The organism is Haladaptatus sp. HS23 (assembly GCF_056892285.1).
This window is the reverse complement of sequence record NZ_JBXGLH010000004.1, coordinates 199,938-224,129: the sequence shown is the minus strand read 5'-3', so window position 1 is coordinate 224,129 and position 24,192 is coordinate 199,938. Positions and strand designations below refer to the sequence as shown.

Sequence of the window (24,192 nt, the reverse complement as noted above, 5' to 3'; positions counted from 1 at the left end):
TGAATATATTTCCATATATTATTCACTCTCCGAGTGTTTTTTGTTAAAATGCTCATTTCTTAGCCTATTCAGAGTGCGCCCGCCGAACCGCCGCTTCGATGTCACTTCGTTCCGGCGCGAAGTGGAGATGCGTCCCGCAGTCACAGTCCGACGCGCCGATTCCGGGAACCGTCTCGGTTTTCTGTGCGAGTCGGTCCGCGACGGAACACTCCACGTCCTCGTTCTCCGTTCGCACGTCGTCCACGAGTTCCGTGTCGGAATGACCGAGGAGGTAATCGACGTGCCAGTGGCGAGCGTCGTTTTCGCCCGACGCGACTCGCGCGTGACGTGCGATACGTGAGAACCCGCCCCGCCCGAACGCGCTTCCCGTGTAGGCGTACCAGCCCGAATCGAGCGTTCGAGTCCCCTTTGCGCCGAACTCGATTTTCGCGGAGGATGCGAGTTCGACCAGCAGAGTGTATGTTCCCTTCATATGTGTGAAAGCACCAGCGCACCCGCAACCGCGAGCATCGTGACACCGTTCAGCACGACCGACTGCTTGTGGTATCGCGCGAAGCCGTCGTCGCCCGCCGCTTCCATCTTCGGAAGGAGTCGGGCCTGTGCGTAGATAGTCGCCGCCAACGCTATCAAAATGAGCGGTTGGATGAACAGCGTGGCCGTCGGGTCGAGAACGTCTTGATTCCACGCGAGGATGGCGGCACTGACCGCCGTGAATCCGAGGATGCTACCGAACTCGTAGTATTTCGGGAAGATGGCGGTGACCACCTGCCCCGCGCCGTCGCCCAACACGTCGAAGGTAGTCGGCGCGCCGACGAAGGAGAAGAACACCATTCCTCCGAGCCACACGCCGAGGGTTACGTCCAGCACCACCAACAGCGCCGTTCCGAGAAGGGTCATGACGGAAAAGAAGATTCATCGAATAATCATTCTTTCCAACCCGGTTTCCGCCCTCTCCCGATTCCATCCTCCCGGTTCCGTCCCCTCACTCGCCTACGTGGGTGGGCGTCGCGTCCGCGTACCGCGCGAGTTCATCGGGCGAAATCGGGAAGACGGCTTTCGGCGTCCCCGCGGCGGCCCAGACGGTTTCGTACTCGGTCAGCGTCTCGTCCAAAAAGACGGGCAGGTCGCTCTCGTGGCAGAACGGCGGCACGCCACCGATTGACCAGCCGAGAGTCTCCCGAATCACGTCGGCGTCGGCCATGCCGACCGCCGATGGAGACGTGTCGCACAGTTCGGCCAATTCCGTCTCGCTCACGCGGTTCGCCCCGCTGGTCACGACGACGACGAGGTCCTCGTCCGCGCGGAAAACGAGACTGCTGGCGATTTGTGCCACGTCACAGCCGATAGCGTTCGCGGCGTCCGCGGCGGTTTTCGTTCCCTCGGGGAACTCGTGGACGTCCACGTCGAAGTCGTACCTGTCCGCAGCGCGCGTTTCGAACTCCTTCGCTCGCTCGTGCATGGGGGTCATGTCTCTTCGACGGGATAAATCGGTGATGGTGGTGACAATGTCGGAACGAAGTCAGCGTCGGTCCGCCGAATCGTCGCGATAGCTGACCGTGAAGTCGTCCACGGTGGCGCCCAACGACTCGGCCTGTTCGGCGAGCGCATCCGCGCTCCGGGCGACTTCGCTGACCGAGGCCGTCTGCTCTTCGGCGGCCGCAGCGAGGGAACCACCGGAGAGACACATATATAATCCTCAAGACAGGTAATCTTTCATATGTTATTGTGGATAGGGAAAACACGCGTGGGAGTTTCGGTCCGCACACCAAATCTGATAATCGAACCAAATATTGCCGCACACAGATGGGAATTTAAGCAAGCGATTCCCCCCCCTCCGCAGTTATATTTCATATATATTCCACGAGGAACTTAGTCCTCCCCCGTCGAAGCGGGAACATGGAATTCGAAGTGGATACCTCGAAACGTGTGGACATCGTGGACATCACGGATCGGGTGGGGGAGATAGTCCACGACTCCACCGACACGTGTACCGTCTTCGTTCCCCACACGACGGCCGGTGTCGTCGTCAACGAGAACGAACGCCTGCTCCGCTCCGATTTTAAAACCCTCTTGTCACGCCTCGTTCCGCGGGGAGAGGACTACGGGCACGACCAATTAGATGGCAACGCCGATGCGCACCTCCGCGCGATGATACTCGGGGAACACGTCACCGTTCCCGTCGAGGACGGCGAATTAGCGCTCGGGACGTGGCAGTCCGTCCTCTTCGTGGACTGCGATGGACCGCGGACGCGTCGAGTCGTGGTCAGATGAGGCGCTCACCGCAGTTCGTACACTCGACTTTCTTCTTCCCGGTGGCGGTTCGTTCGACGCCGAGCGACCCGTTCGAGTTGCAGGACGGGCAGACGCTCTTTCCGGTTTCGACGGCCTGATGCTGGGCCATCCACTTGAGGTTCTTTTCGATGGTTTGCAGTCGTTCCCTGGTTTCTTCGAGTTCCTCACGGAGCCGTTTCACTTCCGAGTGGAGGGCCGCTTCGTGAGGGGACGATTCCGTCGTGGACTCCGATTTATTCGTCGTCATAGGGAATCAACACATGTGGTGTGCTATCGTTCTTCACAACGGCGGGGAACAAAAGGTTGTGGGCGGTTTTTCGTGTACGTTCCGGTCAGTCCGCCTTCGAGGGGTCCGGACGGCTATCCGACCCGAAGCGTTCGAGGGCGCTCTGGAAGTCGCCTTCGTCCTCCGTAATCGCCTCCCACGCTTCGAGGCCGCGTTCTTCACGGGTACCCTCGACGGTGTTGTCGAGGACGAACGCGACGAGGCCGCCGACGGCCATCCCGGTACCGAGGACGACGTACAGCGTGTTCGAGACGATTTCCGTCCCGAGGGCAGGTCCGAGGAGGGCCACGCTGTGCATTCCCTGCTGGAAATCCGCCACGCCGACGTTGCCGATGTACGTCGGGATGGCGAGGCCGGAGAAGGTTGCAAGGCCGACGATGAATAGGTTGCGCGAGGAGTCCAAGTCCACGTACTTCAGGTTCGACAGGCCGACGGCGGAAATCTGGCCGAACATGGCGATGAACAGACCGCCGACGATGGGACTCGGAATGGTCGCCACGAGTTGGCCGAAGTAGCCGACGAACCCGACGACGAGCATGACTACCGCGCCGATTTGCACGACGTAGCGCGAGGCGACCCCCGTCAGACCGATGGCTCCGATGTTCTCGGAGTAGGAGGTGGAGCCGTTGCCGGTGCCCATGAGTCCGGCGAAGACGCTGGCGAGGCCCTCCATCCCGATACCGTGGTCGATGCGCTTTCGACTCGGGGCACCGACGCCGGAGAGGCGCGCCACAGCGTGATAGTCACCGAAGCTCTCTATCATCGAGGCGACGACGCCCGCGAACATGCCGATGACGTAAGGAAGCGTAAACCGCGGCATTCCCCACTGGAGCGGCATGACCGGCTGGAAGAGGTTCGCGTTGACGACGCTCATGTAGTCGACGTAACCGGGATTCGCTGGCGTGTAGAACCCGGTGTAGGAGAGCACGAACGCGATTGCCCACGCCGTCACGACGCCGAGGAGGACCGGAAAGAGGCGAAAGGCGCGATGGTTGTCGAGGTACTGCGAGAAGAGGACGATGAGACCGAGCGTGAGACCGACGAGCCACCAGTTCTGGTTGGCGGCCGTTATCTGCGGAACGCTGAACAGCGAGAGGCCGATGAGCGCGATGGTCGGCGCGATGACGACGGGCGAGAGGTGCTTTTTCAGCCTCCCCATCAACCCGAGATAGCCGACCAACACCTCGACGGCGCTGGCCGCGATAACTGCGCCTTGCAGTTCGAGCAAGGTCACGCGCCATCCGGCACCGATGACCCCGATGATGGCTAACGCAGGCGCGAGCATCGAGAACGTCGCGCCCTGTACGATGGGGTAGCGGTTGCCGAACGTCGTCTGTGCCAGCGTTGCGACTCCCGAAACGACGAAGAACGTCCCGATGAACTGGGCCGTCTGCGCCGGCGGCATCTTCATCGCGCCCGCCAATGCCAGCGGCACCGCGATGTTCGCGCCGATCATCGTCAAGTAGTGCTGAAAGCCCAGCAGGACCGATTCGCCGACCGGTGGTTTGTCTTCGATACCGTACTCCACGAACGACGCCTCCTCCAGCGCCGCGTCCCCGTCCGTACCGCCTGTGCTCTCACTCATTCTCAGTGATTCTCTATTCTTCGATTCCACGTGAGAGGCTTAAAAGTGGCGTTGCGAATCCCGAAGTCGAAGTTACGTATCTCGTAATTCGGCGACCGCATCTCGGTCGGGGAGCGCCGTCATCGCACCCGGTTCGGTCGTCGTCAGGGCGGCAACGGCGTTGGCGAACCCGAGGACCGAGTCGAGGGACTTGCCGTCGGCCAGCGCCGCCAGCGCACCCGCGGTGAAGGCATCGCCCGCGCCGGTCGTGTCCACGACGGACACGTCGTATCCGGAATGGCTCGCCGACCCTGCACTCCACGGAGCGTCGTCGGTCGCGTGGGCGTACGCGCCCTCCCCTCCCATCGTCAGCAGGCAGGTGTGCGGCCCAGTCTCGCACACGCTCGCTGTGAGTCGCGTCGTCTCATCATCGTCGAACCCGGCCATTTCGAGGTCCTCGGGCGTCGCTTTTACCACGTCGACGAGTTCGAGCATCTCGTCCACGGCCTCCGCGAACCCGTCCTCCGGCCAGAGCTCCGGTCGCGCGTTCGGATCGAACACGACGGAGCAGTCGGCCGCGCGGGCGCGTTCCACGAGGTCGAACGTCGCGGTTCGTGCCGGGTCGCTCGCCAACATCACGCCGCCGACGTACACCCATTCGAGTTCGGCGAGCGCCTCGTCCGGGACGCCGCCGGGTTCCAATCGCGTGTCCGCCGTCCCGTCGCGGTAGAAGGTGAACGCCCGGTCGTTCGCCTCGTCGTGGGTCACGAACGCCAGCGTCGTCTTCGCGTCCGCGTCGCGCTCGACGAATCGGTCCGGCAAATCGGCGTCGAGCGTCTCGGCGAGGAAATCGCCGAACGGGTCGCGCGCGATTCGCGTCCAGAACCACGGCGTGTCGTTTAGTCGGGAGAGCGCCACGGCGACGTTCGCGGGCGCGCCGCCGGGACGACGCTCGAACGTCGGCACCTCCGAGAGCGGACCGGGTCGCTCCGGCAGGAAGTCTATCAGCGTCTCGCCCGAAACGAGAATCCGCGGTGTCGATTGCGTCATGATTTCCCGTGGGAGGGCGAGCAGGAAAGGATTTGCCTCCGTGGTTCGATTCGCAGGGCCTACCGTGTCACAGCAGTTCGTCCAAATACGCCTTGCTCGTCTCGATGTAGCCGTAATCGAGGGTGAACACTTCGAGCGAGAACGTCCCCTCCCAGTCGTCCGAAAGCTCTTCGAAGATGGCACGGAAATCGAGGGTTCCCGCGCCGAACGGGAGGTGTTCGTCCGACGGTCCACGCGTGTCGTTCAGATGGAGATGGGAGATTCGGTCGCCGTGTCGCCCGACGAACGTGGCGATATCGTCGGAGTCAAATCCGTCGATTCTCGCGTGGCCCGTATCGAGCGTCATCGACGCGTCCGTCTCCGCGAACAGGCGGTCGAACTCGCGGGTCGAAAGCCACCCGTCCGGGATGTTCTCGACGCAGAGTTCGAACCCCCGTTCGTCGGCGAATTCGTCGAGCGTCGTCACCGACTGGATGATGTTCGCCTGAATGTCTCCCTCGTCGGACGCGGGTTTCCACGCGTTCGAACTCGCGTGGACCACGCCCTTCGTTGCGCCGAACTCGCACGCCGTGTCGATTGCGGCTTGCACCTCCCGAACCGCCCCCTCGCGGACGTGTTCGAACGGGGACCCGATGTCCAGCGCGAACGGCAGGTGGACCGCGAGGGAGATATCACACTCCTCCGCTCGCGTTCGCACCGGGTCGGGGTCCACACGGGTGCGCTCGTTCGCGCCGTCCATCATCAACTCCACGTAGTCGAACCCGAGGTCCCCCGCCACCTCGAACGCTTCCTCGTACTCCATTCCCACCTGCGTGACGAACCCCGTCTTCGCGTTCATACACCCAGTTGGACCGGCCGTCGGTTAGTTCTAGTTGCCGCTTTCGTCGAAAACGAGGAGGTCGCCACGTATAGTCAGTTGTCGTTGCCGTCACCGTGGTCGCCGTTTCCGCCCATGTGGTCGCCGTTTCCACCGTTCGACCCGCCTTCGCCGCTCGTCTCGACTTTCCCTATCATCGTCGTCGGATGGACGGTACAGACGTAGTGTTCGATGTCCTTCGTGGCGACGAACCGGAGCGTCTGGGTCGCGCCCTTCTCGTTGACTATTTTCGTCTTTGTGATGGCGTCGTTCGGCGGACTCATGTTGCCGCCACCCATGTTGCTCCCGCCCATGTTTCCACCACCGCCGCCGTTCGTGTTCGTCCGAACGTCCGGGTAGATGACCTTCAGGTCCTTTCCGTCCGAGTTTCGGAGGGCGAAGTCGTGTGGTTGTCCGTCGAGATTTTTCCACGTCACCTGATACACCTGTCCGGTCTGTAACCGAAGCGTGGGGTTCTTCTTCCCTTTGATGGAGTTCGGTGCTTGTCCCTGCCAGCCTTGTACGTGCCCACCGAACTGGAACGACCCGGACTGTGATCCGTTATGTTGGGCGGACCCGACGGCCGTCATGCCGACGAGCGTTCCGCCAGCGACCGTCAGAAACCGTCGTCGCGACTGCGTCTGTGTCTGTTGGTCGTCTCTCATGCCACGGAATCATTGCCGAGGAGGCGGATAAACGACGGCCATCGTTTACATCCCGGACGGGACGAAGGCCGACGATGAATCGCCGACTTTCGGTAGTAACCCAGACAACCCGATTTTGACCCGAGAAGGCCCTCGTTACCCGGACGTTCCCTCGCTTTGGGAACCGGGTCCGTAAGGACCTCCTTCGACGACCCTGCGAGTCGTCGATATCGTATGCGTTCTGCCATCCGGTCGGTACTATTGAGACAGTGGAATACGATGGATAATATATGGCGTCCGGAAAGATCGGGTTGACCGAGTCGATATCGATGGCGGTCGGTGGGATGGTCGGCGGCGGTATTTTCGCCGTTCTCGGCGTCGTCGCGTCCGCCGCGGACACGCTCGCGTGGCTCGCGTTCGTCGTCGCGGGAATCATCGCACTGGCGGCGGGGTACTCGTTCGTCCGGCTTGGGGACCTGTCGACGGGCGACGACGATGGACCGCTCACCTACATCGAGCGATTCACCGGGAGTACGAAATTAGCGGGAATGACTGGGTGGACGTTCGTCGTCGGGTACATCGGAACGATGGCGATGTACGCCTTCGCGTTCGGCGGCTACTTCACCGAACTCCTCGGCGTCAGGACGGTCGGTGGCGTTCCAGCCCGACCGTTCCTCTCGGCGCTCGTCATCGTCCTGTTCGTCGGTCTCAACGTCCTCGGCGCACACGCGTCGGGCCGAACCGAAGACGTCCTCGTCGGGTTGAAGGTGGCCATTCTCCTCGTGTTCGGTCTGGGCGGCATCTACTACGGATTCAAACACGGAAAACTTCGCTCCGGGTTGGCCCAGTTCGGCGTCGGTCCCGTCATCGCGGCGGCCCTCTCGTTCGTCGCGTTCGAGGGCTGGGAACTCCTGTTGTTCGACCGCGACAGCATCGAGAACCCCGCCGAGACGATACGGAAGGCCATCTACATCTCCATCGTCGGCGTCACCGGCCTATACATCATCGTCGCCATCGTGACGACCGACCTCGTCTCGCCACAGGTCATCCAGCAGAACGCGGAAACCGCGCTCGCCGTCGCCGCGAAACCGTTCCTCGGTGAGGCAGGCTTCGTCCTCATCTCGATAGCCGCGCTGTTTTCGACCGGGAGCGCGATCAACGCGACGCTGTTCAGCTCCTCCCGACTGCTCGACAAGATGGTGTCCGAGGACTACCTTCCCGCACAGATCGGGGGCAACGGGGACGGCGAACCCGTTCGTGCGCTGGTGATTCTCGGAACCCTGACGGCGGCGTTCACTGTTCTCGGAAGTTTGGACGGAATCTCGTCCTTCGCCTCGCTCGCGTTCATCACCATCTTCGGTGCCGCGAGCTATTTGGCGTTCAGAAACCGGAGCGGCGACGACGTGAAAACGAGCGTCGTCCCCGCGGTCGGAACGGTCGGCGCGATAGCGACCATCGGTGCGCTCCTCTGGCACCTCTACACGAGCGAGAACTCCGTGTTCTGGACGGTGGCCGCCATCACGGTTACCGTCGTCGCCGTCGAGTTGCTCTACTTCGAACGAAAAGCGATAGAGAACGAAGTGTCCTCGGTGGAATCCGAACTCGAAGACATCGTGTGAGAAGTGAGGGTTGTCGGATGTTAGCTCAGACGTAGCCCTTGACGCTCGTGTGAACACCCATGGCTTCGAGGGTCTCTTCGAGCGCGTCGAGGACCACGGCGAGGTCCTGTTGGAGGGCGTACTCCCGATACTTTCCACCGGCGGACCCCTCGTTTATTTCGGACACCGAGAGGATGCCGAGCATGGCGAGGTCGTCCAGATGTTCCCGAAGCCATCGCGCGGTCAGGGCTTCGCGCTGGGCCGTCACCGAGAGCGCCTTGTATCGGGAGTAGATTTCGCGCGACCGGGCGGGCGTCTCACCTTCCGCTTCGAGCGTCGCGAGGGCGTAGACGACCAGTCGTTCGTGGTCGTTCAGGTCCGCGATGCCGCGGGCCACCTGCTCGCGTTCGAGGAGGTCGCGACCCCGGCGAACGTGTTCTTCGGACACCCGTTCCGCGTTCTCCTCGCGTGCGAGGTCCCCCGCTTTGAGGAGCAAGTCGAGGGCTTTGCGCGCGTCGCCGGACTCCTGTGCGCCGAACGCGGCACAGAGGGGAATCACGTCCTCGGTCAGCACGTCGTTTTTGAACGCGACTTCCCGACGCTGGTCGAGGACGGCGCGGAGTTCGTTGGCGTCGTAGGTCGAAAAGGAGATGGAACGTTCACACAGGGAGGAACGGACTTTAGGCGAGAGACCGTCGCGGAAGGTGAGGTCGTTGCTGATACCGATGAGGCCGATTCTGGCTTCCGTCAGGTTGCCGTTCTCGCGTGCGCGTGAAAGTTGATAGAGAATGCTGTCGTCCTTGAGGTGGTCGATTTCGTCCAGTACGAGGAGGATGATGCCGCCGTGGCTGTCGAGTTCGTCCCACATCAACTCGTACACCTGCGAGCGCGAGTAACCGGTTTCGCTGATGCGGTTGGCGGGGTCACGTAGCGTGTTCACGAGGTGGCTGGCCACGCGGTAACTGGAGTTGAGGCCGTCGCAGTTGACCAGTTCGGTGAAGATGTCGAGGTCGTCGTAGTCGTCGGCGTTGTTTTCGAGCTTGTCGAGCAGAAATCGCGTCGCGGCGGTTTTCCCAACACCGGCTTTTCCGTAGAGAAAGATGTTGTCCGGCTGTTCGCCGTAGATCGCGGGTTGAAGCGCCCCGTGGTACTCCTCCAACTCGGAATCACGGCCCACCAACGTATCGGGCGTATAATCGTCCAGCAGTGCCTCGCGATTTTTGTACGGAGAATGTTCGCGAACGAACTCGAATGAACCCATTGTTTTTTGGCAAACGGAGGAGTACCATAACGCTTCCGAACCACCCGTTCCTGTGATTCCTGAGTTTCATCTGTATCGGACCTATCCCACGAAGAGTGTCCAAGACCGCCGGTTTCACACCGTAGCAACGAATTTGAACCGACCAGAAGTCACGATATGGGCGGCGATACCGGACGTTCCTATGATTCCGTTGTTTCTTCTGTCTCGGTTGCTTAAATACCACCCCCACCCCTCGATTCCGCTGAGTTGGTGAGAAATGGGTGGGTGGGGGTTGGAAGTCGTCTCTAGAATAGAAACGTTCAAGGGGTAACTATCATAACAATATCCGTAAACTAGGTAAAAGAGACTATTTCGACGAAATAGTCGCCGTATTATTCTCCTCCGTTCGACTTCCCAACTGGTCGTCTTCCCCCCACCTCCCTTCGGGCCCGAATACAGCGGAACCGAGGGGTGGGGGTTATTATAAATCAAAACAGACAACGGAAACAGCGGAAATCACTGTGCGCCGACCGGCTCTACACGACTATAGAGAACAGGGGAACGGTAGGGTGAGGAAGAACCACTCTTCGAGTCGGTAACGCGCGGAACGAGCCAGCGGTTTCGAACAAAAGACAGCGGAACGACGGTGTATGGTTCATGCCAATCATTGACGTGCGACAAACACCGTGACCGTCCCGTGACCCATGTGGAGAATTTAGGTAACGATTCCTGAGCGTACTGACCGTCCTACCATACTGGCCATCCCACCACACTTCCTCCACCACACTGCCTCTTCACATACTGGACTCCTACCATACTGACTACCTTACCGTACTGACCACCCTGCCGTACTGACCCGCATGCTACATCCATCCACGAGCCCTCCCGGAGAACTATAATGGTCGACAACTAACATAATAACAGAGGAACGACGGGGTGGTGAAACAAACTTGCCACGGGTGAAAAGTTTCCATCCTACTCGATTACCGGCGGGAATACCAAAAACAGCGGAACGAGGGGGTTCCGTGAGTATGGTTTCATGCGAGGTGGTACGCGGGAGTGGTGTTTCACAACCGGAACGTTTCACGGCTAATGGGACTCTCCAACTCGATAGTACCCGCGAGTGTCCGCTCAACGGGCGCGTATTCGGCGAGTCACCGATCTGTCGCTCATTGAAATCGACATCTCGTTCCTCAAAAGCGAACGCTTCGCTATAAAAACGAACCATTTCACAAAGAACGCAATAAACAGAGGAACGACGGTGGTGGGTCAACCCCGCGAATTCGGCGTGTCAAAATACAGCGGAACGACGGGGTCCGAACGAAGAACGAGACCCCCATTCCGAAATCCCAAATCCGTAAAAAACCGGAACTATGGCGTAAAAAAGGCGTTCTTACTAACCCCAGTTTGGCGGAACCGCGAGACGCTTTTCGACCGCTCGGTCCGTCAGACACAGCGGAACGACGGGGTTCGTCGGTATGGGGCATGTGACAGGAACGCACGACGGAACGAGAAAAACCGACCTGAACGGACCTACTACGGATAGATTGTTCGTCCGGACTTACCGGTGACGAATCATCCGGACTTACCGGTGACGAATCGTCCGGACCTATCGGTGACGGATAGTTCGAATGAAGTCATCGATGACGAAACGGACAACGAAATTGGGAGAATCGTTCGCCCTACAGGATGATGCTCTTCTGCCGAACCATCTCCTCGATGGTCAGATGGAGGCCCTGGCGACCGATTCCCGAGCCTTTGTTACCGCCGAACGGGATGTCTCCGAGTCCGTGGCTTGGCGCGCCGTTGATGCGCACCGCACCGGCGTCGAGTTTATCGGCCATCCGGCGCGCACGGTCGTAGTCGTCCGTGAACACGGCGGCGTCGAGGGCGAGGTCCCCGCCGTTCGAGATTTCGAGGGCTTCCTCCTCGGTTTCGAAGGTCGTCACTGCCGCGACGGGACCGAACTGTTCCTCGTGGATGATTCGGGCGTCGTGCGGGACGTTCGCCAACAGCGTCGGTTCGAAGAACTGCCCATCGCGGTCGCCGCCGCGAACCAAGTCGGCACCCTTCTCCACCGCGTCTTCGACGAGTTCCTCGACCCATTCGGCTTGGTCCTCGCTGATGAGGGGACCCATCTGCGTGTCCTCGTCGAAGAGGTCGCCGACGGTCCAGTCGTCCATTGCGGCGTCGATTCGGTCGACGACTTCGTCGTGAACGCTCTCGTGGGCCAGTACCCTGCTGACGGCAGAACACCGCTGTCCAGCGTATTTGAACGAGCCTTTCGTGCAGGCACCGGCGACCTCCGAGAGGTCCGCGTCCGGGAAGATGACGGCGGGTGCGTTGCCGCCGAGTTCCATGTGTAGATTGACCATACCGCTCTTGTGCGCGACGTGTTTCCCGGCCGCGCTGCTGCCGGTCATGGTTATCATATTGATGCGGTCGTCGCCGACGAGCAGGTCCCCGATTTCGCTGCCGCGACCCGGCGTGAAGTTGAACGCCCCTTTCGGGAGTCCGACTTCGGCGATTACCTCGGCGAGGATCGCCGCGCTCACCGGCGTCTTGCTGGCCGGTTTGAGGATGACGCAGTTACCCGCCGCGAGCGCCGGTGCAACCTCCAGCGCGGTCGTCGCGAGGGGGTAGTTGTACGGCGTAATCGCCAGAATCGTTCCCACGGGTTCGGGCTTGAGGATGGCCTCCCATCCCTCGTGGCCGCTCGTGGTCCCCTGGCGGAACTCACCTTGCAGTTCGTGGGCCTCTTCGGCCGCGCGACGGAACCGCTCGGACGCGCTTTCGACTTCGCCGCGCGCGCTCGAAATCGGCTTTCCGGCCTCCCGAACGATGACCTCGGCCAGTTCCTCTTTGCGTTCGAGGAGTCCATCCGCGATGTCCTCCATCCATTGGGCGCGCTGAGGGATGGTCGTCTCGCGCATTGCTGCCTCCGCCCGCTCCGCAGCAGCAAGTGCGTTGTCTGCCTGTTCGGCGTCGGCGGCGGCGACTTCGGCGAAGACGTCACCGTCAGCGAGGTCGGTCACGTCGAGCGTGCCGTCGGCGTCTAGCCACTCGCCATCGATGTAGAGTTGTTCCCGTCGATGGATCGGTTTCTGTGACATGGTTCTACCTTGGTACTCAGTAGGTAAATTATTTACTCACAATCGGATTAATGACACATGTTGGCTTTAACCACGATACGGGTCGAACAGTACCGGTAATGTCTGCCAGTACGGCGGGAAATGTAACCTAATCGAGTCGATACCGTCCGTCCGAAAGAATCGGCAAATCCGGCGGCGTTTGTAGCTGTTTTGGGCGTCGAATCCCAACGAAGGGACGATGACCGACGATCTGTTCAGTAGTATCTCGTTTCGGGAGTCGACGGCACGGAACCGCGTGATGGTCTCGCCGATGTGCCAGTACTCCTGTGACGGCGACGGACTAGCAACCGAGTGGCATCGGGTTCACCTCGGAAGCCGTGCCACCGGTGGCGCTGGCATCGTGATGACCGAGGCGACAGCCGTCGAGCCGCGCGGTCGAATCTCACCGGACGACCTCGGCATCTGGAGCGACGAACACGGGGACGCGCTCGCACCCATCACCGAGTTCATTCGGAACCGCGGTGCGCTCCCCGCGATTCAACTCGCCCACGCGGGCCGGAAGGCCAGCAAGACCAGCCCGTGGGACGGCAACCGACCACTCCAACCTGACGAACGCGGATGGGAGGTCATTGCCCCGAGCGCGGAACCGTGGCCCTACGACGAAACGCCGCCGGAACTCCGCAAGATGACCAAAGACGACATCGCCGCGTTAGTGGACGACTTCGCGGCGGTGGCCGAGCGCTCGCTCGACGCCGGGTTCGAAATCGCCGAAGTCCACGCGGCACACGGCTATCTCCTCCACGAATTCCTCTCCCCCGTAACGAACGACCGCGAGGACGAGTACGGCGGCAGTCCGGAGGACCGAACCCGAATCGTCCGGGAAGTAACCGAGGCGGTCCGCGAGGTGTGGCCCGACGACAAACCGGTCTTCGTCCGCATCTCGGCCACTGACTGGCTTCCCGACCGCGAGTCGTGGACCGTCGACGATTCGGTCCACCTCGCGGACCAACTCGCCGACGCGGGTGCCGACCTCATCGACGTGAGCGCCGGTGGACTTCACCCCGACCAGCGGATTCCGAACCCGGGACCGAACTACCAAGTCCCGTTCGCGGAGCGAATCCGCGAGGAGACCGACGCGCTCGTCGGCGCGGTCGGTGGCATCACGGAACCCGCACAGGCGGATGCGCTCATCCGCAACGGACGTGCCGACCTCGCGATCATCGGACGCGAACACCTCCGTGACCCGTACTTCACGCTCCACGCCGCCGCGGAACTCGACGCGGAAGAAGACGTCGAGTGGCCGATACAGTATCGCCGCGCAGTCCAGTAACACGAGACTTCGGCCGAGAACGAACGGACCAATCACTGACAACGTCGAACCGAAACACAGCACTTCGACACCTCCGTTTGACTGTCCATCAACACCTCCGTTTGACTGCTAATCGACACCTCCGTCTGACGGTTCATTTATGCCGTTTCTTGCCCATCTATCAGTATGGCACTCAGTCGCACGCACGGCGTCCGAGGAGGGCGGGGGAACGACCATGCCGACTGACGATGCGACCGACCAAGACGGGTGCGGGCCGTCGGTCGAAATCAGAACCATGCCAGCGCCGTTCTTCATCGCCGAGAAGTACGTGGCCAACCCCCTCCTCCGACGGCTCCTGCGCTCGAAGTTCCACTGGCTCGTGAGCAACCGACTCATGCTCCTGTCCTACGTCGGGCGACGGTCGGGGACGCGGTACGCGACACCCGTCGCCTACGACCGGCGCGAGGACGTCCTCGTCGCCACTACGCTCCGCCAACACAGCAACTGGTGGAAGAACTTCCGCGAGGAGCATCCGGCGACCGTCTGGCTGCGGGGCGTCCGTAGAAAAACGACGGGGCTCGCCACGACGAATGCGCGCGAAATCGCGGAGTTCGTGCGAAGTTCCCTCGTCCGCTACGGCGTCGAACGGGCGCGATGGCTCGGCCTGAAAGTCGAGGGAGAGGACCCGCCGTCCGTCGAGAAACTCGAAACGATCGCGGACGAACTCGTCGTCGTTCGGTTCTCGGTCGAGGACCTCGAACCGGTCTTCCAGACGCTCCACATCAGGGAAGAGGAGTTCTCGAACCGCTTCGGGACTGAGGTCCCGTCGTAGTTCTTCCGACTCCCCCGTTTCTCGGTTCTTCCGCCCTACCCGCCTCTCTCGTAGCGACTATCCTCCCGGACGTTCTCGGGCATCTCGTCGTCCCGGCCGTTGTACTGGTCGCCGAACGTCTCCACGACGTCGCGTTCGGTCCCCCATTCGACGTAGTAGTCGTCGAGGATGCCCGCCACCGTCTCTCCGAGGTCGTCCATCTCCTCGTTGATGGCCGAGACGGTGGACCACGAATCGAGGTCGGCGTACCGGCCACGCTCTTCCCAGTCGTCGGGAATCTCCGGCGCTTCGTATTCGACTTCCTCCATCTCCGGATTCCAATAGAAATCGAACTCCTCGATGAGCCCGAGGTCGAGGACGGCGCGATACGCGTCGTCCGAGAGCGCGGTTTCGTCCGCCCACGTCTCGAACCCCTCCTCCCACGCGTTCTCCACGCCGTTCAAATAGGCCTGTAAGTCGGCCCGCTTGTCGACATCGGATTCGTACTGGTCGTCCCGCGTCTCCTCGTAGATGGTCGGCGCGGCGGGAACGTCTACATCGAGGCTCATACCGTTAGAGACGCGTTGCACGTGAATAAGCTCTGTAGCTACTTCGGGGCCGTCTCACTCGCGGTCGAACCGAATCGGGAGCGAATCGACGCCGTAGATGAACGAACTCCGCGTCGGTTCGAGCGTCGTCTCGGGAATCGTGACGTTCGACACGCGCGCGAGGAGTTCCGAGAGCGCGACTTTGGCTTCGAGGCGGGCCAGCGGCGCGCCCAAACAGTAGTGGGTTCCGTAGCCGAAGCCGAAATGCTGGTTCGGGGTGCGGTCGGCGTGGAACTCGTCCGCGTCGTCGAACTGCCGTTCGTCGCGGTTTCCGGAACCGAGCCAGACGACGATTCGGTCGCCTTCCTCGATGGTTTCGCCGTGCATCGTCACGTCCTCCATCGCGACCCGGGTCATCGCCTGCACGGGCGAGCGGTAGCGAAGCACCTCCTCGATTGCGGTGGTGAGCGCCCTGTCGTCGCCCGCTAACTCCTCGAATGCGTCGTCCTCGTCGAAACACCGCATCGCGTTCGTGATGAGGTTCGTCGTCGTGATGTTCCCGGCGACGAGCAGGAGGATACACGTTCCGAGGATTTCGCGATGGTCGAGCGGTTCGCCGTCGATTTCGGCGGTGACGAGCGTCGAAATCAGGTCGTCCCGCGGGTTCTCGCGCCGGTCTTCCATGAGTTGCACGAAGTAGAACGCCATCTCTTGGCGCATCTCGTCCTGCCGCTCGTAGAACTCCTCGGTGTTCTCGTCCTCGCTCGCGGCGGAGACGATGGCGTCCGACCACTGCTTGAACTGCTCGCGGTCCTCCGGCGGAACGCCCAACAGTTCGGCGATGACGATGACGGGAAGGGGGTACGCGAACTCCTCCACGAGGTCGATTTCGTCCCCGTTGTCGAGGATGTCGTCCAACAACTCCGTCGTCAACTCGCGGATACGTGGCTCCAATTCCCGAATCGTGCGGGGACTGAACTCCTCGTCTACCACGCCTCGGAGTTCGTCGTGTCGCGGCGGGTCCTGCATGAGCATCGTATCGAGCATGACACCTGCCTCCTCGCCCTCGGGTTCCTGAAAGCCGTCAGCGTTCCGCGGGCTTACCGAAAAGCGCTCGTCGTCGTCCAACATCACCTTTACGTCGTCGTATCGGAACACGTCCCACACCCCCCGCGTCGGGTCGTACCGAACCGGTGCCTGCTCGCGCATCTCCCGGTACCAGTCGAACGGTTCGAGCCACGCTTCTCGTTCGGACAGTTCGTCGGGAAACGCCTGCAATCCCTGTGGGTTGGAGGAACTCATCCCTAGATAATTGGTAGGCGCGCACGCATCAGCGTTTTCCCCCTCGTATCGAAAACCGATCCAAAACGACGCATAAATCGGTGTAAAACCGAGACGCTGACGAACATGTTCGGCAGGCCGATGTCTATTCTTCGGCCCGCGTCGTCGGAGCGCCTCCTATTTCGTCTCTATCTCCGACTATTTTGATGACAATCATATTGTGATATCGGATACTTTGTGGACAATAATATACCACTGCGACCGGTGTTGGCCAGTATTCACGGTTGTACGACGTTACTTTGCCCGAGTTCCAATCCGCATGGAACCGAGACGGAAAGCTAATATAATTGTGGTAAATGCTTTCATAGCATGGATAGACGTAACTACCTCAAAGCGAGTTCCGGCGCCTTCGCTGCGCTGGCGCTTGCAGGTTGTCTCGGTGATTCTAGTGGCAGTGGCAGCGACGACGAAACGTCCGAAAGCAGCGACGGCGAGACGACCACTTCGAAGGGTACGGAGAAACCGGACACCGGCAAGATCATTGTCGGTTCCGACATCCCGTACAAACCGTTCGAGTACCGCGAGGCCGATGGGTCCCTCAAAGGGTTCGATCCCGCCATCGCGGAAGCCATCTTCAAGGGACAACTCAACCGGGAGTACGAGTTCAAGAAGGCCGGCTTTGACACCATCATCGACAGTCTGAAGAACAAGAACTTCCGCCTCATCATGAGCGCGATGACCATCACCGAAGACCGTGCCGAGAAGGTCGATTTCTCCGATCCGTACTTCACGGCGTACCAAACCGTCGCGATTCGAGAGGGGAGCGGCATCGAGAAGCTCGACGACTTGAAAGGCAAGACCATCGCCGTTCAGAAGGGAACGACCGGCGAGAGTGCGGCGGAGAAGGTGAAGGAAGATTTCGGTGGCAGCCTCACGATTCACAGCTACGACCAGATTACGGGCGCGTTCAACGCATTGCGGAACCAACAGGCAGTCGCGGTCATCAACGACAACACCGTCAACGCGGAGTTCGTGAACAAAATGGACGGTGTCGTCTTCCTCGAGGGCGAAGGAGAAGCCGCGAAGCAAGGGAAGAACGCACCCGACTATCTCACGCTGACCGTCGAGGAGTACGGCATCGCGTTCCGAAAGGATGACGATGACTTCCGGAAGAAGGTGAACGAGGCCATCAAGACCATCAAGGACGACGGCACGTACGACGAGATTTACGGCGAGTATTTCGAGGGGTAATTCCACCGTCGGATTCAACAAACAATAAAATTTGATACATTATGGCAGGGACATACCACGAAGACGCTGCCGCCGAACACCGCGCAGGCGACGGTCTACTGACTGACACCCGGCTCAAATGGTTTGGCATCGCCGTCGCTGGAGGATTCACGCTTCTCATCTCGTACGTCATCTTCCGTATCCTCACGGATTTCGTCGATTACGAACTGTTGGGGACCATCTTTCCACGATTCATCAGCACGTATATCGACGTTCTCGTAATCGTCGTCGTTTCGAGTGTCCTCTCACTCATCGGCGGCGTCTTCATCGGCTTGGGTCGCGTATCGAAGACGAAGTTCACTCGCGCGGTCGCAACGTGCTACGTCGAGTTCTTCCGCGGAACGCCGCTCCTCTTCCAGTTGTTCGTCCTGTACATAGGACTCCCGAGGTTCGGCATCGGTAATTTCTCCCAGTGGGGTTGGTACGCCGGTATCATCGGGCTCTCGCTGAATCACGCGGCGTACTCCGGCGAAGCCATCAAGGGCGGTATCAACTCCATTCCGGACGGCCAGATGGAGGCCGCGCGGTCGCTCGGCATGTCCTACATCAGTGCGATGCGGAAAGTCGTTCTCCCGCAGGCGTTCCGTAACTCCCTCGCCGCTGTCGGGAACGACCAGATCATCCTTGTCAAGGACACCTCGTTGCTGTCGGTTATCGCCGTCAGCGAACTCATCAGCCTCTTCCGGAACGTCAACAGCAACCAGTTCGACGCGTGGACGCCGCTCGTCCTCGTCGCGATAGCGTATCTCGCCATCACGCTTCCATTAGGCAAACTCGTGCGTATGCTGGAAGAGCGCGCCGCGTGGGGTGAACAGCGATGAGTTCCCCGAAAATCGAGTTCGAGGGCGTTGACAAGTACTTCGGCGAGGCACACGTCCTGAAGGACGTCGACCTCGAAATCGAGGACGGCGAAGTGGTCGTCGTCATCGGTCCGAGCGGGAGCGGCAAATCGACCCTCTTACGATGTACGAACCGCTTGGAGGAAATACAGGACGGCGAAATACGTATCGAGGGCCAGTCCATCACCAACCCGACGGTGGACATCAACTTCCTCCGCCAGCGCATCGGGATGGTGTTCCAGAGCTTCAACCTCTTCCCGCACAAGACAGCACTGGAGAACGTCTCGATTGCACCGATGGACGTGAAAGGACTCTCGCGTGCCGCGGCCGACGAACGGAGTCAGGAACTCCTCGCCGACGTCGGGTTGGCGGACCAAGCCGACTCCTATCCGAACCAGCTTTCGGGCGGGCAACAACAGCGCGTCGCCATCGCCCGCGCGCTGGCGATGGACCCGCACGTCATGCTGTTCGACGAGGTGACGAGCGCGCTCGACCCCGAACTGGTCGGCGAAGTGTTGGGCGTCATGCGCGAACTCGCGGAGGGCGGCATGACGATGATGGTCGTCACTCACGAGATGGGCTTCGCCCGCGAAGTCGGCGACCGAATCGTCCTCATGGCCGACGGGCGCGTCATCGAAACCGCACCGCCCGAGGAGTTCTTCGAGAACCCGAGCACCGACCGGGCGAAGCAGTTCCTCTCGATGGTGCTGTAATCGGCCGACTTTTCTATTCGTCCGTACCGGGAAGCGGCCGAAGCACGCCGTACCGGAGTCGATAGACGACCATTCCGAGTGTTTGACCGACGCCGAAGTTGTTCATGAACGCTCCCGTTTGCGGCAGGAATCGTCGTCGGGCAGCGCCCGTGCACAGGCTGAACAGCAGACGGCGACGGCGGTTCGTTCGCACACCGCCGACGTCACGGTCGCGTACCCGGAGGTCGAGGCTCCGATACAGGGCCCCTAGCCCGAGACCACCCGGAGAGATTCGGGTTCGTTCGTCCCGGACCGCCGTTCCCGGTTGGTCGTCGTTCTGCAGTGCCCGCCAAAGGCGTATCTGGACGACCAACGTTACCGCGGCGACCCCGAATTCGAACAGGGCGCGCGTTCGTCGCTTGACCATGATTCTATCCCGCCATCCGACACGATATGGTTACTGCCCACCGTTTCCGTGGGGGTCAGATGGCTTCTCCACTGCTGAGCGATGGCTTCGAAAAAGCGGGGAATTTCGGGAAATCGGACTACGCTAACGGGAAGACCGTCGAAATAACGAGTACCGTCACGAGGCCCGTGATGGAGATAATCGTCGTCAATACGGTCCACGTCTTCAGCGTCTCCGTCTGCGTAAGCCCGCCTATCTCCTTGACGAGCCAGAACCCGGAGTCGTTGTACCACGAGCAGATGTTTCCGCCCGCTCCGATGGCCATCACCATGTACACCGGGCTGACCGATAGCTGTGCGGTCAGCGGTGCCATGATTCCCGCGGCGGTGAGCATGGCGGCCGTCGCCGACCCCTGCGCGACGCGGACGATTGCGGCGATGAGCCACGCGGTCACGAGCAAGCCGATACCGAGGCCCTTGAGGTGGCCTGCGATGTACGACCCGATTCCGGACGCGGCCAAGAGCGCACCGAACGCGCCACCCATCGCGGTGATGGCGGCGATGTTCCCACCGCTCTTCAGCGCCTCCGTGAGTTCCTCCTCCCAGAGCGACCGCGAGAGGTCGGACCAGCGGAGGTAGGTGTACGCCGCCGCGATGGCGGCAATCGTCAGCGCGACGTTCTTGTCCCCGATGAACGCGACTACCGGTTGCAGGTTCGCGAGCACCGGATATGGGTCCTTGAACGTATCGACGATGGTGTACGAGGCGACCAGCCCGATGGCGAGGATGATGGGGATGGCCGATTCGAGTACACCGGGGAGGTTCTTGTTGTCCCGGTTTGCACGCTCTTCGAGTTCTTCCGTCGTCGTCCCCATCGCGTCCCGAAGCGGGATGTTCATTCGCTTGTTTATCCAGCGGCCGTAAACGAGGCCGCCCATGATTGCCGACGGAATGGCGACGATGATACCGACCAGAATGGTCAGCCCGAGGTTAGCGATGCCGAGCTGATCCGAGACTGCTAACGGTCCCGGCGTCGGCGGGATGAACACGTGAGCCACCGAGGCACCCGCCCCGACGGCTATCAGATACAGCGCGTAATTCTTCCCCACGCGTGCACGCATCGAACGTGCGAGCGGCGCGAGGAGGTAGAACACGCTGTCGAAGAACACCGGAATCGCGAGTACGGTACTGCTGCCCCACAGCGCGATGTCCGAATTTTCCTTCCCGACGACCGATTGGAACGCCCGAACGATACGTTGGGCGGAACCACTCTCGAGCATCGACTTTCCGATAACCGATGCCATCAGAATTGGAATACCGATACCGGCCATCCCGTTCCCGAACTCCGTCGCCGTCCGTGCTGCCGCGTCGCCGAACGTGAAGTCGGCGACGAACACCGCGTTGAGTAATCCGACACCAAATGCGGAGATAGCTAGCCCGACGAACGCCGGGAGGTCCCAGACGACCAGGAGGAGGATGACTAAAATCAGCCCGGCTGCGAACGTCAGCAGTGGGCTCTGTGCGAATTCGATTGCCATGGATTGCGACTCCATGTCATTGATGTTCATTGAAAACATTTTCCTTTAATAGCGGTAATTTAATGAGGATGGTTAATAAACAAACAGCATATTTGGGATAGATTGTAATATTTTTCCACTATGTAAACGAACGCTGGTTTTATTGTTTCTCGTTTATTTGCGGTATTTATGGACCGTGCACTCGCCGTCGTCGAACCTACGGAGGCGGCCAAGGAACTCGTTCGCGAAGCAGGTATCATCGCCGAGGGATTGGACGCCGAATTGATTCTAACGCATATCACTACCGAACAGGAGTACGGCGCTCGGCGGGACGCGATGGAATCGCTCATGAGCAGTTCGGCGAGCTATACCGTCGGTGAGGCCGAGAAAGGTGCGACACAGTTCGCCCGCGACATCGGTGACGAGGTTCTCGCCGAACTCGATGTGGAGTACGAGGTGACGGGCTATTTAGGCAACAAGGCCGAGAAAATCCTCGCCGCCGCCGAGGAGTACGACTGCGACCACGTGTTCATTACGGGACGACAGCGCTCGCCGACGGGAAAGGCCCTCTTCGGCGACGCGACACAGGAGGTCATTCTCGACTTCGACGGACCAGTTACCGTTCTCACCGACTGACTAATTCTCCACTATTTATCCAACAGAAGTCCGGTTTCACACGAGTTAGTGTGCAAATAGCGACGAAACAACCGGAATAATAAAACGGCAGCGCGATAGCGCACAACTGTGACCAGTACATTGCACGACCAGACTGCCGTCGTAACGGGGTCGAGTAGCGGTATCGGTTTCGCGATCGCACAGGAGTTCGCGTCCCGAGGCGCGAACGTCGTCGTCAACTCACGCTCCCAGGAGCGAGCGGCCGAGGCGGCCGAGGAGATTGCGGACGAAACCGGTTCCGAGTCCGTCGTTTCAATCGAAGCCGACGTGACCGACCCCGAATCGCTCGAATCGCTCGTCGAAGACGTCGTCGACCAGTTCGGCTCCCTCGACGTCTGGGTGAACAACGCGGGTATCAACATCCGCGGCCCGGCCGAGGAGATGTCCCTCTCCGACTGGCAGCAAGTCATCGACGTGAACCTGACCGGCGCGTTCTCCGGGGCGCAACTCGCCGGACGGCAGATGATAGAGCAGGGGACGGGCGGAAGCATCATCAACATCTCGAGCATGATGGGTGAACAGGGCCAGACCGGCCGGACGCCGTACAACACGTCGAAGGGCGGCGTCAACAACCTCACCCGCTGTCTGGCCGTCGAGTGGGCCGAACACGACATCCACGTCAACGCCATCTCCCCCGGCTACATCCGAACCGAGATGGTGGACGACGCACAGGACCAGATCGGCTTCGACGAGCAGGACGTCATCGACCGGACCCCGCTCGGCCGATTCGGTACGCCCGAGGAAGTCGCCAACTGCGCCGCGTTCCTCGCGGAAGGGGAACACTTCATGACCGGAGAAATCCTCCACCCCGATGGTGGATGGCTCTCGTTCGGTTGGGGAAGCAAGTCATAACGGCCGTTCTGTCTCGTATTTTGCCTTTTCTACCGATCTGACACCTCTCCCTGATATCCCTTCTTTCGTATAGCGAAATGGGATTCAACCGCCCGATACGAACCTATTTCTCGCTTCCAGTCAACTCCCAATCATGCCCGACTATCGGTCGATTCCCGCGAAATACAAGGACGAGTATCAGCAATTCTTGCGCTACGCGTTCCGACCCGAAGACGGTCCCGACGTCGAAGAGGACGACGACGATACGCCGGATCTCGGGGACCGCCGCGGACTCTTCGACGGCGACGATTTGCTCTGCGTGTGCAAACACTACTGGTTCACCACGCGAATCCGCGGTGAGTGGCACGAGATGGCCGGCCTGTCCGCCGTCGCGTCGCCGCCGGAGAGTCGCCGTCGCGGACTGGTCCGCGACATGCTCGCCGAATCGCTCGCGGAGTACCGCGAGAACGAAGTGTACTTTTCGGCCCTTTGGCCCTTCTCCTACGAGTTCTACCGAAAGTACGGTTGGGCGATGGTGAACAAGTACACCGAGTACGAAACGAACCTCGACGCGCTCGATTTGGACACCGAACCGACGGGCGAATTCCGCCGACTCGACGCCGACGAGTGGGAACTCCTCGTTCCCGCGTTCGACACGATGACCGAGGGATACGCCCTCAGCACCGACCGAACCGAGGACTGGTGGCGTGAACGAATCTTCAAAGGCTGGAAGAAGGACCCCTACGTGTACGCGTGGATGCGGGGCGGCGAAGCGCGGGGCTACATCGTCTACACGGTTCAAGAGGAGGACGACGGCAAACGACTCAAGGTGTGGGAACTCACGGCTGTGGACGACGAGGCACACCGCCACCTCCTCCGGTTCGTGCAGTACCACGACTCACAGGTAGAAACCATCGAGCTAACCTACGTTCCCGAGAACACGGACCTCCTCGACATCGTTGCAAACCCACGTGACGTGGACTGCAAAATCAAAGGCGGGCCGATGTTCCGACTCGTGGACGTTCCGCGCGCCCTCGAAACCGTCTCCTACGATACGGACGGAACGCTCGTCTTCCGCGTCACCGACCCGTTAGCCGAGTGGAACGAAGAGACGTTCGAACTCGACACGGGCGACGTCGTCCGCTGTGGACCCACCGACGCCGACCCCGACGTAACGACCGACGTGAACACGCTTTCGCAGTTAGTCGCGGGATACTGCTCCGTCAGCGATGCCGAGCGGTTCGGGGAGTTGGCCGTCGAAACCGACGACGCTCGTGTGCTCCTCGCCGACCTGTTCCCCGAGGAGGACGTGTTCCTCACGGAAGGGTTCTGAGACGCGGGTTTCGGCTCGCACATTCCGACCGACCAATAC

General features: G+C 60.7%; 25 protein-coding genes. 10 read left to right on the top strand and 15 right to left on the bottom strand.

Going from position 1 to position 24,192, the window contains the following annotated elements; genetic code table 11:
* Window positions 1-64 precede the first annotated feature (64 nt).
* The 4 genes from AC1XDK_RS13910 to AC1XDK_RS13895 all read right to left on the bottom strand — a co-directional run bounded on the left by AC1XDK_RS13910 (window position 65) and on the right by AC1XDK_RS13895 (window position 1,687).
* Window positions 65-472: a GIY-YIG nuclease family protein gene (locus AC1XDK_RS13910; protein ID WP_483350498.1), complete on the bottom strand. Its 408-nt coding sequence runs from the start codon at window positions 470-472 to the stop codon at window positions 65-67.
* Window positions 469-897, bottom strand: a complete 429-nt coding sequence (locus AC1XDK_RS13905; RefSeq protein ID WP_483350497.1) for a DUF4149 domain-containing protein — start codon at window positions 895-897, stop codon at window positions 469-471. The genes AC1XDK_RS13910 and AC1XDK_RS13905 overlap by 4 nt, the downstream gene beginning before the upstream one ends.
* An 85-nt stretch (window positions 898-982) precedes the next feature.
* Entirely contained in the window at window positions 983-1,459 is a 477-nt protein-coding gene (locus AC1XDK_RS13900) for a YbaK/EbsC family protein (RefSeq protein WP_483350496.1), read from the bottom strand.
* Window positions 1,460-1,519: 60 nt separating this feature from the next.
* Window positions 1,520-1,687: a hypothetical protein gene (locus AC1XDK_RS13895; protein WP_483350671.1), complete on the bottom strand. Its 168-nt coding sequence runs from the start codon at window positions 1,685-1,687 to the stop codon at window positions 1,520-1,522.
* A 209-nt stretch (window positions 1,688-1,896) separates the two neighbouring features.
* On the opposite strand from AC1XDK_RS13895, the gene AC1XDK_RS13890 reads away from it, so the two are divergent.
* Window positions 1,897-2,271 carry a secondary thiamine-phosphate synthase enzyme YjbQ gene (locus AC1XDK_RS13890; RefSeq protein WP_483350495.1) on the top strand — a complete coding sequence of 125 codons (375 nt, stop codon included), beginning with the start codon at window positions 1,897-1,899 and terminating at the stop codon, window positions 2,269-2,271.
* On the opposite strand, the gene AC1XDK_RS13885 is transcribed toward AC1XDK_RS13890, so the two are convergent.
* The 5 genes from AC1XDK_RS13885 to AC1XDK_RS13865 form a co-directional block, all read right to left on the bottom strand.
* Window positions 2,264-2,539, bottom strand: coding sequence for a hypothetical protein (locus AC1XDK_RS13885; RefSeq protein WP_483350494.1), 276 nt, complete (start codon window positions 2,537-2,539; stop codon window positions 2,264-2,266). The genes AC1XDK_RS13890 and AC1XDK_RS13885 overlap by 8 nt on opposite strands.
* 85 nt (window positions 2,540-2,624) lie before the next feature.
* A complete protein-coding gene (locus tag AC1XDK_RS13880) occupies window positions 2,625-4,163 on the bottom strand; it encodes a uracil-xanthine permease family protein (RefSeq protein ID WP_483350493.1) in 1,539 nt (512 codons plus the stop codon).
* A gap of 72 nt (window positions 4,164-4,235) precedes the next feature.
* The gene (locus tag AC1XDK_RS13875) at window positions 4,236-5,192 is read right to left on the bottom strand and encodes a carbohydrate kinase family protein (protein WP_483350492.1); all 957 of its coding nucleotides are present in this window, start codon (window positions 5,190-5,192) and stop codon (window positions 4,236-4,238) included.
* Window positions 5,193-5,259: 67 nt separating this feature from the next.
* Entirely contained in the window at window positions 5,260-6,030 is a 771-nt protein-coding gene (locus AC1XDK_RS13870; RefSeq protein ID WP_483350491.1) for a sugar phosphate isomerase/epimerase family protein, read from the bottom strand.
* Between the two features lie 74 nt (window positions 6,031-6,104).
* Window positions 6,105-6,713, bottom strand: a complete 609-nt coding sequence (locus AC1XDK_RS13865; protein WP_483350490.1) for a hypothetical protein — start codon at window positions 6,711-6,713, stop codon at window positions 6,105-6,107.
* 269 nt (window positions 6,714-6,982) lie between these two features.
* Here AC1XDK_RS13865 and AC1XDK_RS13860 point away from each other — a divergent pair, with 269 nt between their 5' ends.
* Window positions 6,983-8,311 (top strand): APC family permease, encoded by a 1,329-nt coding sequence (locus AC1XDK_RS13860; RefSeq protein WP_483350489.1) that lies wholly within the window; start codon window positions 6,983-6,985, stop codon window positions 8,309-8,311.
* 25 nt (window positions 8,312-8,336) lie between these two features.
* Here the strand turns inward: AC1XDK_RS13860 and AC1XDK_RS13855 are convergent, their stop codons facing one another.
* Together AC1XDK_RS13855 and AC1XDK_RS13850 are read right to left on the bottom strand one after the other, a co-directional pair.
* Window positions 8,337-9,551, bottom strand: a complete 1,215-nt coding sequence (locus AC1XDK_RS13855; RefSeq protein ID WP_483350488.1) for a Cdc6/Cdc18 family protein — start codon at window positions 9,549-9,551, stop codon at window positions 8,337-8,339.
* A 1,661-nt stretch (window positions 9,552-11,212) separates the two neighbouring features.
* Window positions 11,213-12,643 (bottom strand): aldehyde dehydrogenase family protein, encoded by a 1,431-nt coding sequence (locus tag AC1XDK_RS13850; RefSeq protein ID WP_483350487.1) that lies wholly within the window; start codon window positions 12,641-12,643, stop codon window positions 11,213-11,215.
* Window positions 12,644-12,860: 217 nt separating this feature from the next.
* Here AC1XDK_RS13850 and AC1XDK_RS13845 point away from each other — a divergent pair, with 217 nt between their 5' ends.
* Window positions 12,861-13,952, top strand: coding sequence for an NADH:flavin oxidoreductase/NADH oxidase (locus AC1XDK_RS13845; RefSeq protein WP_483350486.1), 1,092 nt, complete (start codon window positions 12,861-12,863; stop codon window positions 13,950-13,952).
* A 214-nt stretch (window positions 13,953-14,166) separates the two neighbouring features.
* Window positions 14,167-14,763 (top strand): nitroreductase/quinone reductase family protein, encoded by a 597-nt coding sequence (locus AC1XDK_RS13840; protein ID WP_483350485.1) that lies wholly within the window; start codon window positions 14,167-14,169, stop codon window positions 14,761-14,763.
* 35 nt (window positions 14,764-14,798) lie between these two features.
* Here the strand turns inward: AC1XDK_RS13840 and AC1XDK_RS13835 are convergent, their stop codons facing one another.
* A complete protein-coding gene (locus AC1XDK_RS13835) occupies window positions 14,799-15,311 on the bottom strand; it encodes a DUF7992 family protein (RefSeq protein ID WP_483350484.1) in 513 nt (170 codons plus the stop codon).
* Window positions 15,312-15,365: 54 nt separating this feature from the next.
* The gene (locus AC1XDK_RS13830; RefSeq protein WP_483350483.1) at window positions 15,366-16,592 is read right to left on the bottom strand and encodes a cytochrome P450; all 1,227 of its coding nucleotides are present in this window, start codon (window positions 16,590-16,592) and stop codon (window positions 15,366-15,368) included.
* Between the two features lie 348 nt (window positions 16,593-16,940).
* Here AC1XDK_RS13830 and AC1XDK_RS13825 point away from each other — a divergent pair, with 348 nt between their 5' ends.
* Genes AC1XDK_RS13825 through AC1XDK_RS13815 form a run of 3 tightly spaced genes read left to right on the top strand, consistent with a single transcriptional unit; the run spans window position 16,941 to window position 19,413 of the window.
* Window positions 16,941-17,822 (top strand): basic amino acid ABC transporter substrate-binding protein, encoded by an 882-nt coding sequence (locus tag AC1XDK_RS13825; protein WP_483350482.1) that lies wholly within the window; start codon window positions 16,941-16,943, stop codon window positions 17,820-17,822.
* A gap of 41 nt (window positions 17,823-17,863) precedes the next feature.
* Window positions 17,864-18,682 (top strand): amino acid ABC transporter permease, encoded by an 819-nt coding sequence (locus tag AC1XDK_RS13820; protein WP_483350481.1) that lies wholly within the window; start codon window positions 17,864-17,866, stop codon window positions 18,680-18,682.
* The gene (locus AC1XDK_RS13815; protein ID WP_483350480.1) at window positions 18,679-19,413 is read left to right on the top strand and encodes an amino acid ABC transporter ATP-binding protein; all 735 of its coding nucleotides are present in this window, start codon (window positions 18,679-18,681) and stop codon (window positions 19,411-19,413) included. The genes AC1XDK_RS13820 and AC1XDK_RS13815 overlap by 4 nt, the downstream gene beginning before the upstream one ends.
* 13 nt (window positions 19,414-19,426) lie before the next feature.
* On the opposite strand, the gene AC1XDK_RS13810 is transcribed toward AC1XDK_RS13815, so the two are convergent.
* Both AC1XDK_RS13810 and AC1XDK_RS13805 read right to left on the bottom strand, forming a co-directional pair.
* A complete protein-coding gene (locus AC1XDK_RS13810) occupies window positions 19,427-19,819 on the bottom strand; it encodes a DUF8097 family protein (protein ID WP_483350479.1) in 393 nt (130 codons plus the stop codon).
* 118 nt (window positions 19,820-19,937) lie between these two features.
* Window positions 19,938-21,335 carry a GntP family permease gene (locus tag AC1XDK_RS13805; RefSeq protein ID WP_483350478.1) on the bottom strand — a complete coding sequence of 466 codons (1,398 nt, stop codon included), beginning with the start codon at window positions 21,333-21,335 and terminating at the stop codon, window positions 19,938-19,940.
* 168 nt (window positions 21,336-21,503) lie between these two features.
* On the opposite strand from AC1XDK_RS13805, the gene AC1XDK_RS13800 reads away from it, so the two are divergent.
* From AC1XDK_RS13800 to AC1XDK_RS13790, 3 genes are all read left to right on the top strand, one after another.
* Complete coding sequence (locus AC1XDK_RS13800; RefSeq protein ID WP_483350477.1) at window positions 21,504-21,950, top strand: universal stress protein; 447 nt, start codon at window positions 21,504-21,506, stop codon at window positions 21,948-21,950.
* 108 nt (window positions 21,951-22,058) lie between these two features.
* Window positions 22,059-22,841, top strand: a complete 783-nt coding sequence (locus AC1XDK_RS13795) for an SDR family NAD(P)-dependent oxidoreductase (RefSeq protein ID WP_483350476.1) — start codon at window positions 22,059-22,061, stop codon at window positions 22,839-22,841.
* A gap of 133 nt (window positions 22,842-22,974) precedes the next feature.
* Entirely contained in the window at window positions 22,975-24,153 is a 1,179-nt protein-coding gene (locus AC1XDK_RS13790; RefSeq protein WP_483350475.1) for a GNAT family N-acetyltransferase, read from the top strand.
* Window positions 24,154-24,192 lie beyond the last annotated feature (39 nt).

Excerpts from the sequence above, each read along its gene's own strand:
- AC1XDK_RS13910 (WP_483350498.1), bottom strand. The coding sequence starts at position 472 with ATGAAGGGAACATACACTCTGCTGGTCGAACTCGCATCCTCCGCGAAA.
- AC1XDK_RS13905 (WP_483350497.1), bottom strand. The coding sequence starts at position 897 with ATGACCCTTCTCGGAACGGCGCTGTTGGTGGTGCTGGACGTAACCCTC.
- AC1XDK_RS13900 (WP_483350496.1), bottom strand. The coding sequence starts at position 1,459 with ATGCACGAGCGAGCGAAGGAGTTCGAAACGCGCGCTGCGGACAGGTAC.
- AC1XDK_RS13895 (WP_483350671.1), bottom strand. The coding sequence starts at position 1,687 with ATGTGTCTCTCCGGTGGTTCCCTCGCTGCGGCCGCCGAAGAGCAGACG.
- AC1XDK_RS13890 (WP_483350495.1), top strand. The coding sequence starts at position 1,897 with ATGGAATTCGAAGTGGATACCTCGAAACGTGTGGACATCGTGGACATC.
- AC1XDK_RS13885 (WP_483350494.1), bottom strand. The coding sequence starts at position 2,539 with ATGACGACGAATAAATCGGAGTCCACGACGGAATCGTCCCCTCACGAA.
- AC1XDK_RS13880 (WP_483350493.1), bottom strand. The coding sequence starts at position 4,163 with ATGAGTGAGAGCACAGGCGGTACGGACGGGGACGCGGCGCTGGAGGAG.
- AC1XDK_RS13875 (WP_483350492.1), bottom strand. The coding sequence starts at position 5,192 with ATGACGCAATCGACACCGCGGATTCTCGTTTCGGGCGAGACGCTGATA.
- AC1XDK_RS13870 (WP_483350491.1), bottom strand. The coding sequence starts at position 6,030 with ATGAACGCGAAGACGGGGTTCGTCACGCAGGTGGGAATGGAGTACGAG.
- AC1XDK_RS13865 (WP_483350490.1), bottom strand. The coding sequence starts at position 6,713 with ATGAGAGACGACCAACAGACACAGACGCAGTCGCGACGACGGTTTCTG.
- AC1XDK_RS13860 (WP_483350489.1), top strand. The coding sequence starts at position 6,983 with ATGGCGTCCGGAAAGATCGGGTTGACCGAGTCGATATCGATGGCGGTC.
- AC1XDK_RS13855 (WP_483350488.1), bottom strand. The coding sequence starts at position 9,551 with ATGGGTTCATTCGAGTTCGTTCGCGAACATTCTCCGTACAAAAATCGC.
- AC1XDK_RS13850 (WP_483350487.1), bottom strand. The coding sequence starts at position 12,643 with ATGTCACAGAAACCGATCCATCGACGGGAACAACTCTACATCGATGGC.
- AC1XDK_RS13845 (WP_483350486.1), top strand. The coding sequence starts at position 12,861 with ATGACCGACGATCTGTTCAGTAGTATCTCGTTTCGGGAGTCGACGGCA.
- AC1XDK_RS13840 (WP_483350485.1), top strand. The coding sequence starts at position 14,167 with ATGCCGACTGACGATGCGACCGACCAAGACGGGTGCGGGCCGTCGGTC.
- AC1XDK_RS13835 (WP_483350484.1), bottom strand. The coding sequence starts at position 15,311 with ATGAGCCTCGATGTAGACGTTCCCGCCGCGCCGACCATCTACGAGGAG.
- AC1XDK_RS13830 (WP_483350483.1), bottom strand. The coding sequence starts at position 16,592 with ATGAGTTCCTCCAACCCACAGGGATTGCAGGCGTTTCCCGACGAACTG.
- AC1XDK_RS13825 (WP_483350482.1), top strand. The coding sequence starts at position 16,941 with ATGGATAGACGTAACTACCTCAAAGCGAGTTCCGGCGCCTTCGCTGCG.
- AC1XDK_RS13820 (WP_483350481.1), top strand. The coding sequence starts at position 17,864 with ATGGCAGGGACATACCACGAAGACGCTGCCGCCGAACACCGCGCAGGC.
- AC1XDK_RS13815 (WP_483350480.1), top strand. The coding sequence starts at position 18,679 with ATGAGTTCCCCGAAAATCGAGTTCGAGGGCGTTGACAAGTACTTCGGC.
- AC1XDK_RS13810 (WP_483350479.1), bottom strand. The coding sequence starts at position 19,819 with ATGGTCAAGCGACGAACGCGCGCCCTGTTCGAATTCGGGGTCGCCGCG.
- AC1XDK_RS13805 (WP_483350478.1), bottom strand. The coding sequence starts at position 21,335 with ATGGCAATCGAATTCGCACAGAGCCCACTGCTGACGTTCGCAGCCGGG.
- AC1XDK_RS13800 (WP_483350477.1), top strand. The coding sequence starts at position 21,504 with ATGGACCGTGCACTCGCCGTCGTCGAACCTACGGAGGCGGCCAAGGAA.
- AC1XDK_RS13790 (WP_483350475.1), top strand. The coding sequence starts at position 22,975 with ATGCCCGACTATCGGTCGATTCCCGCGAAATACAAGGACGAGTATCAG.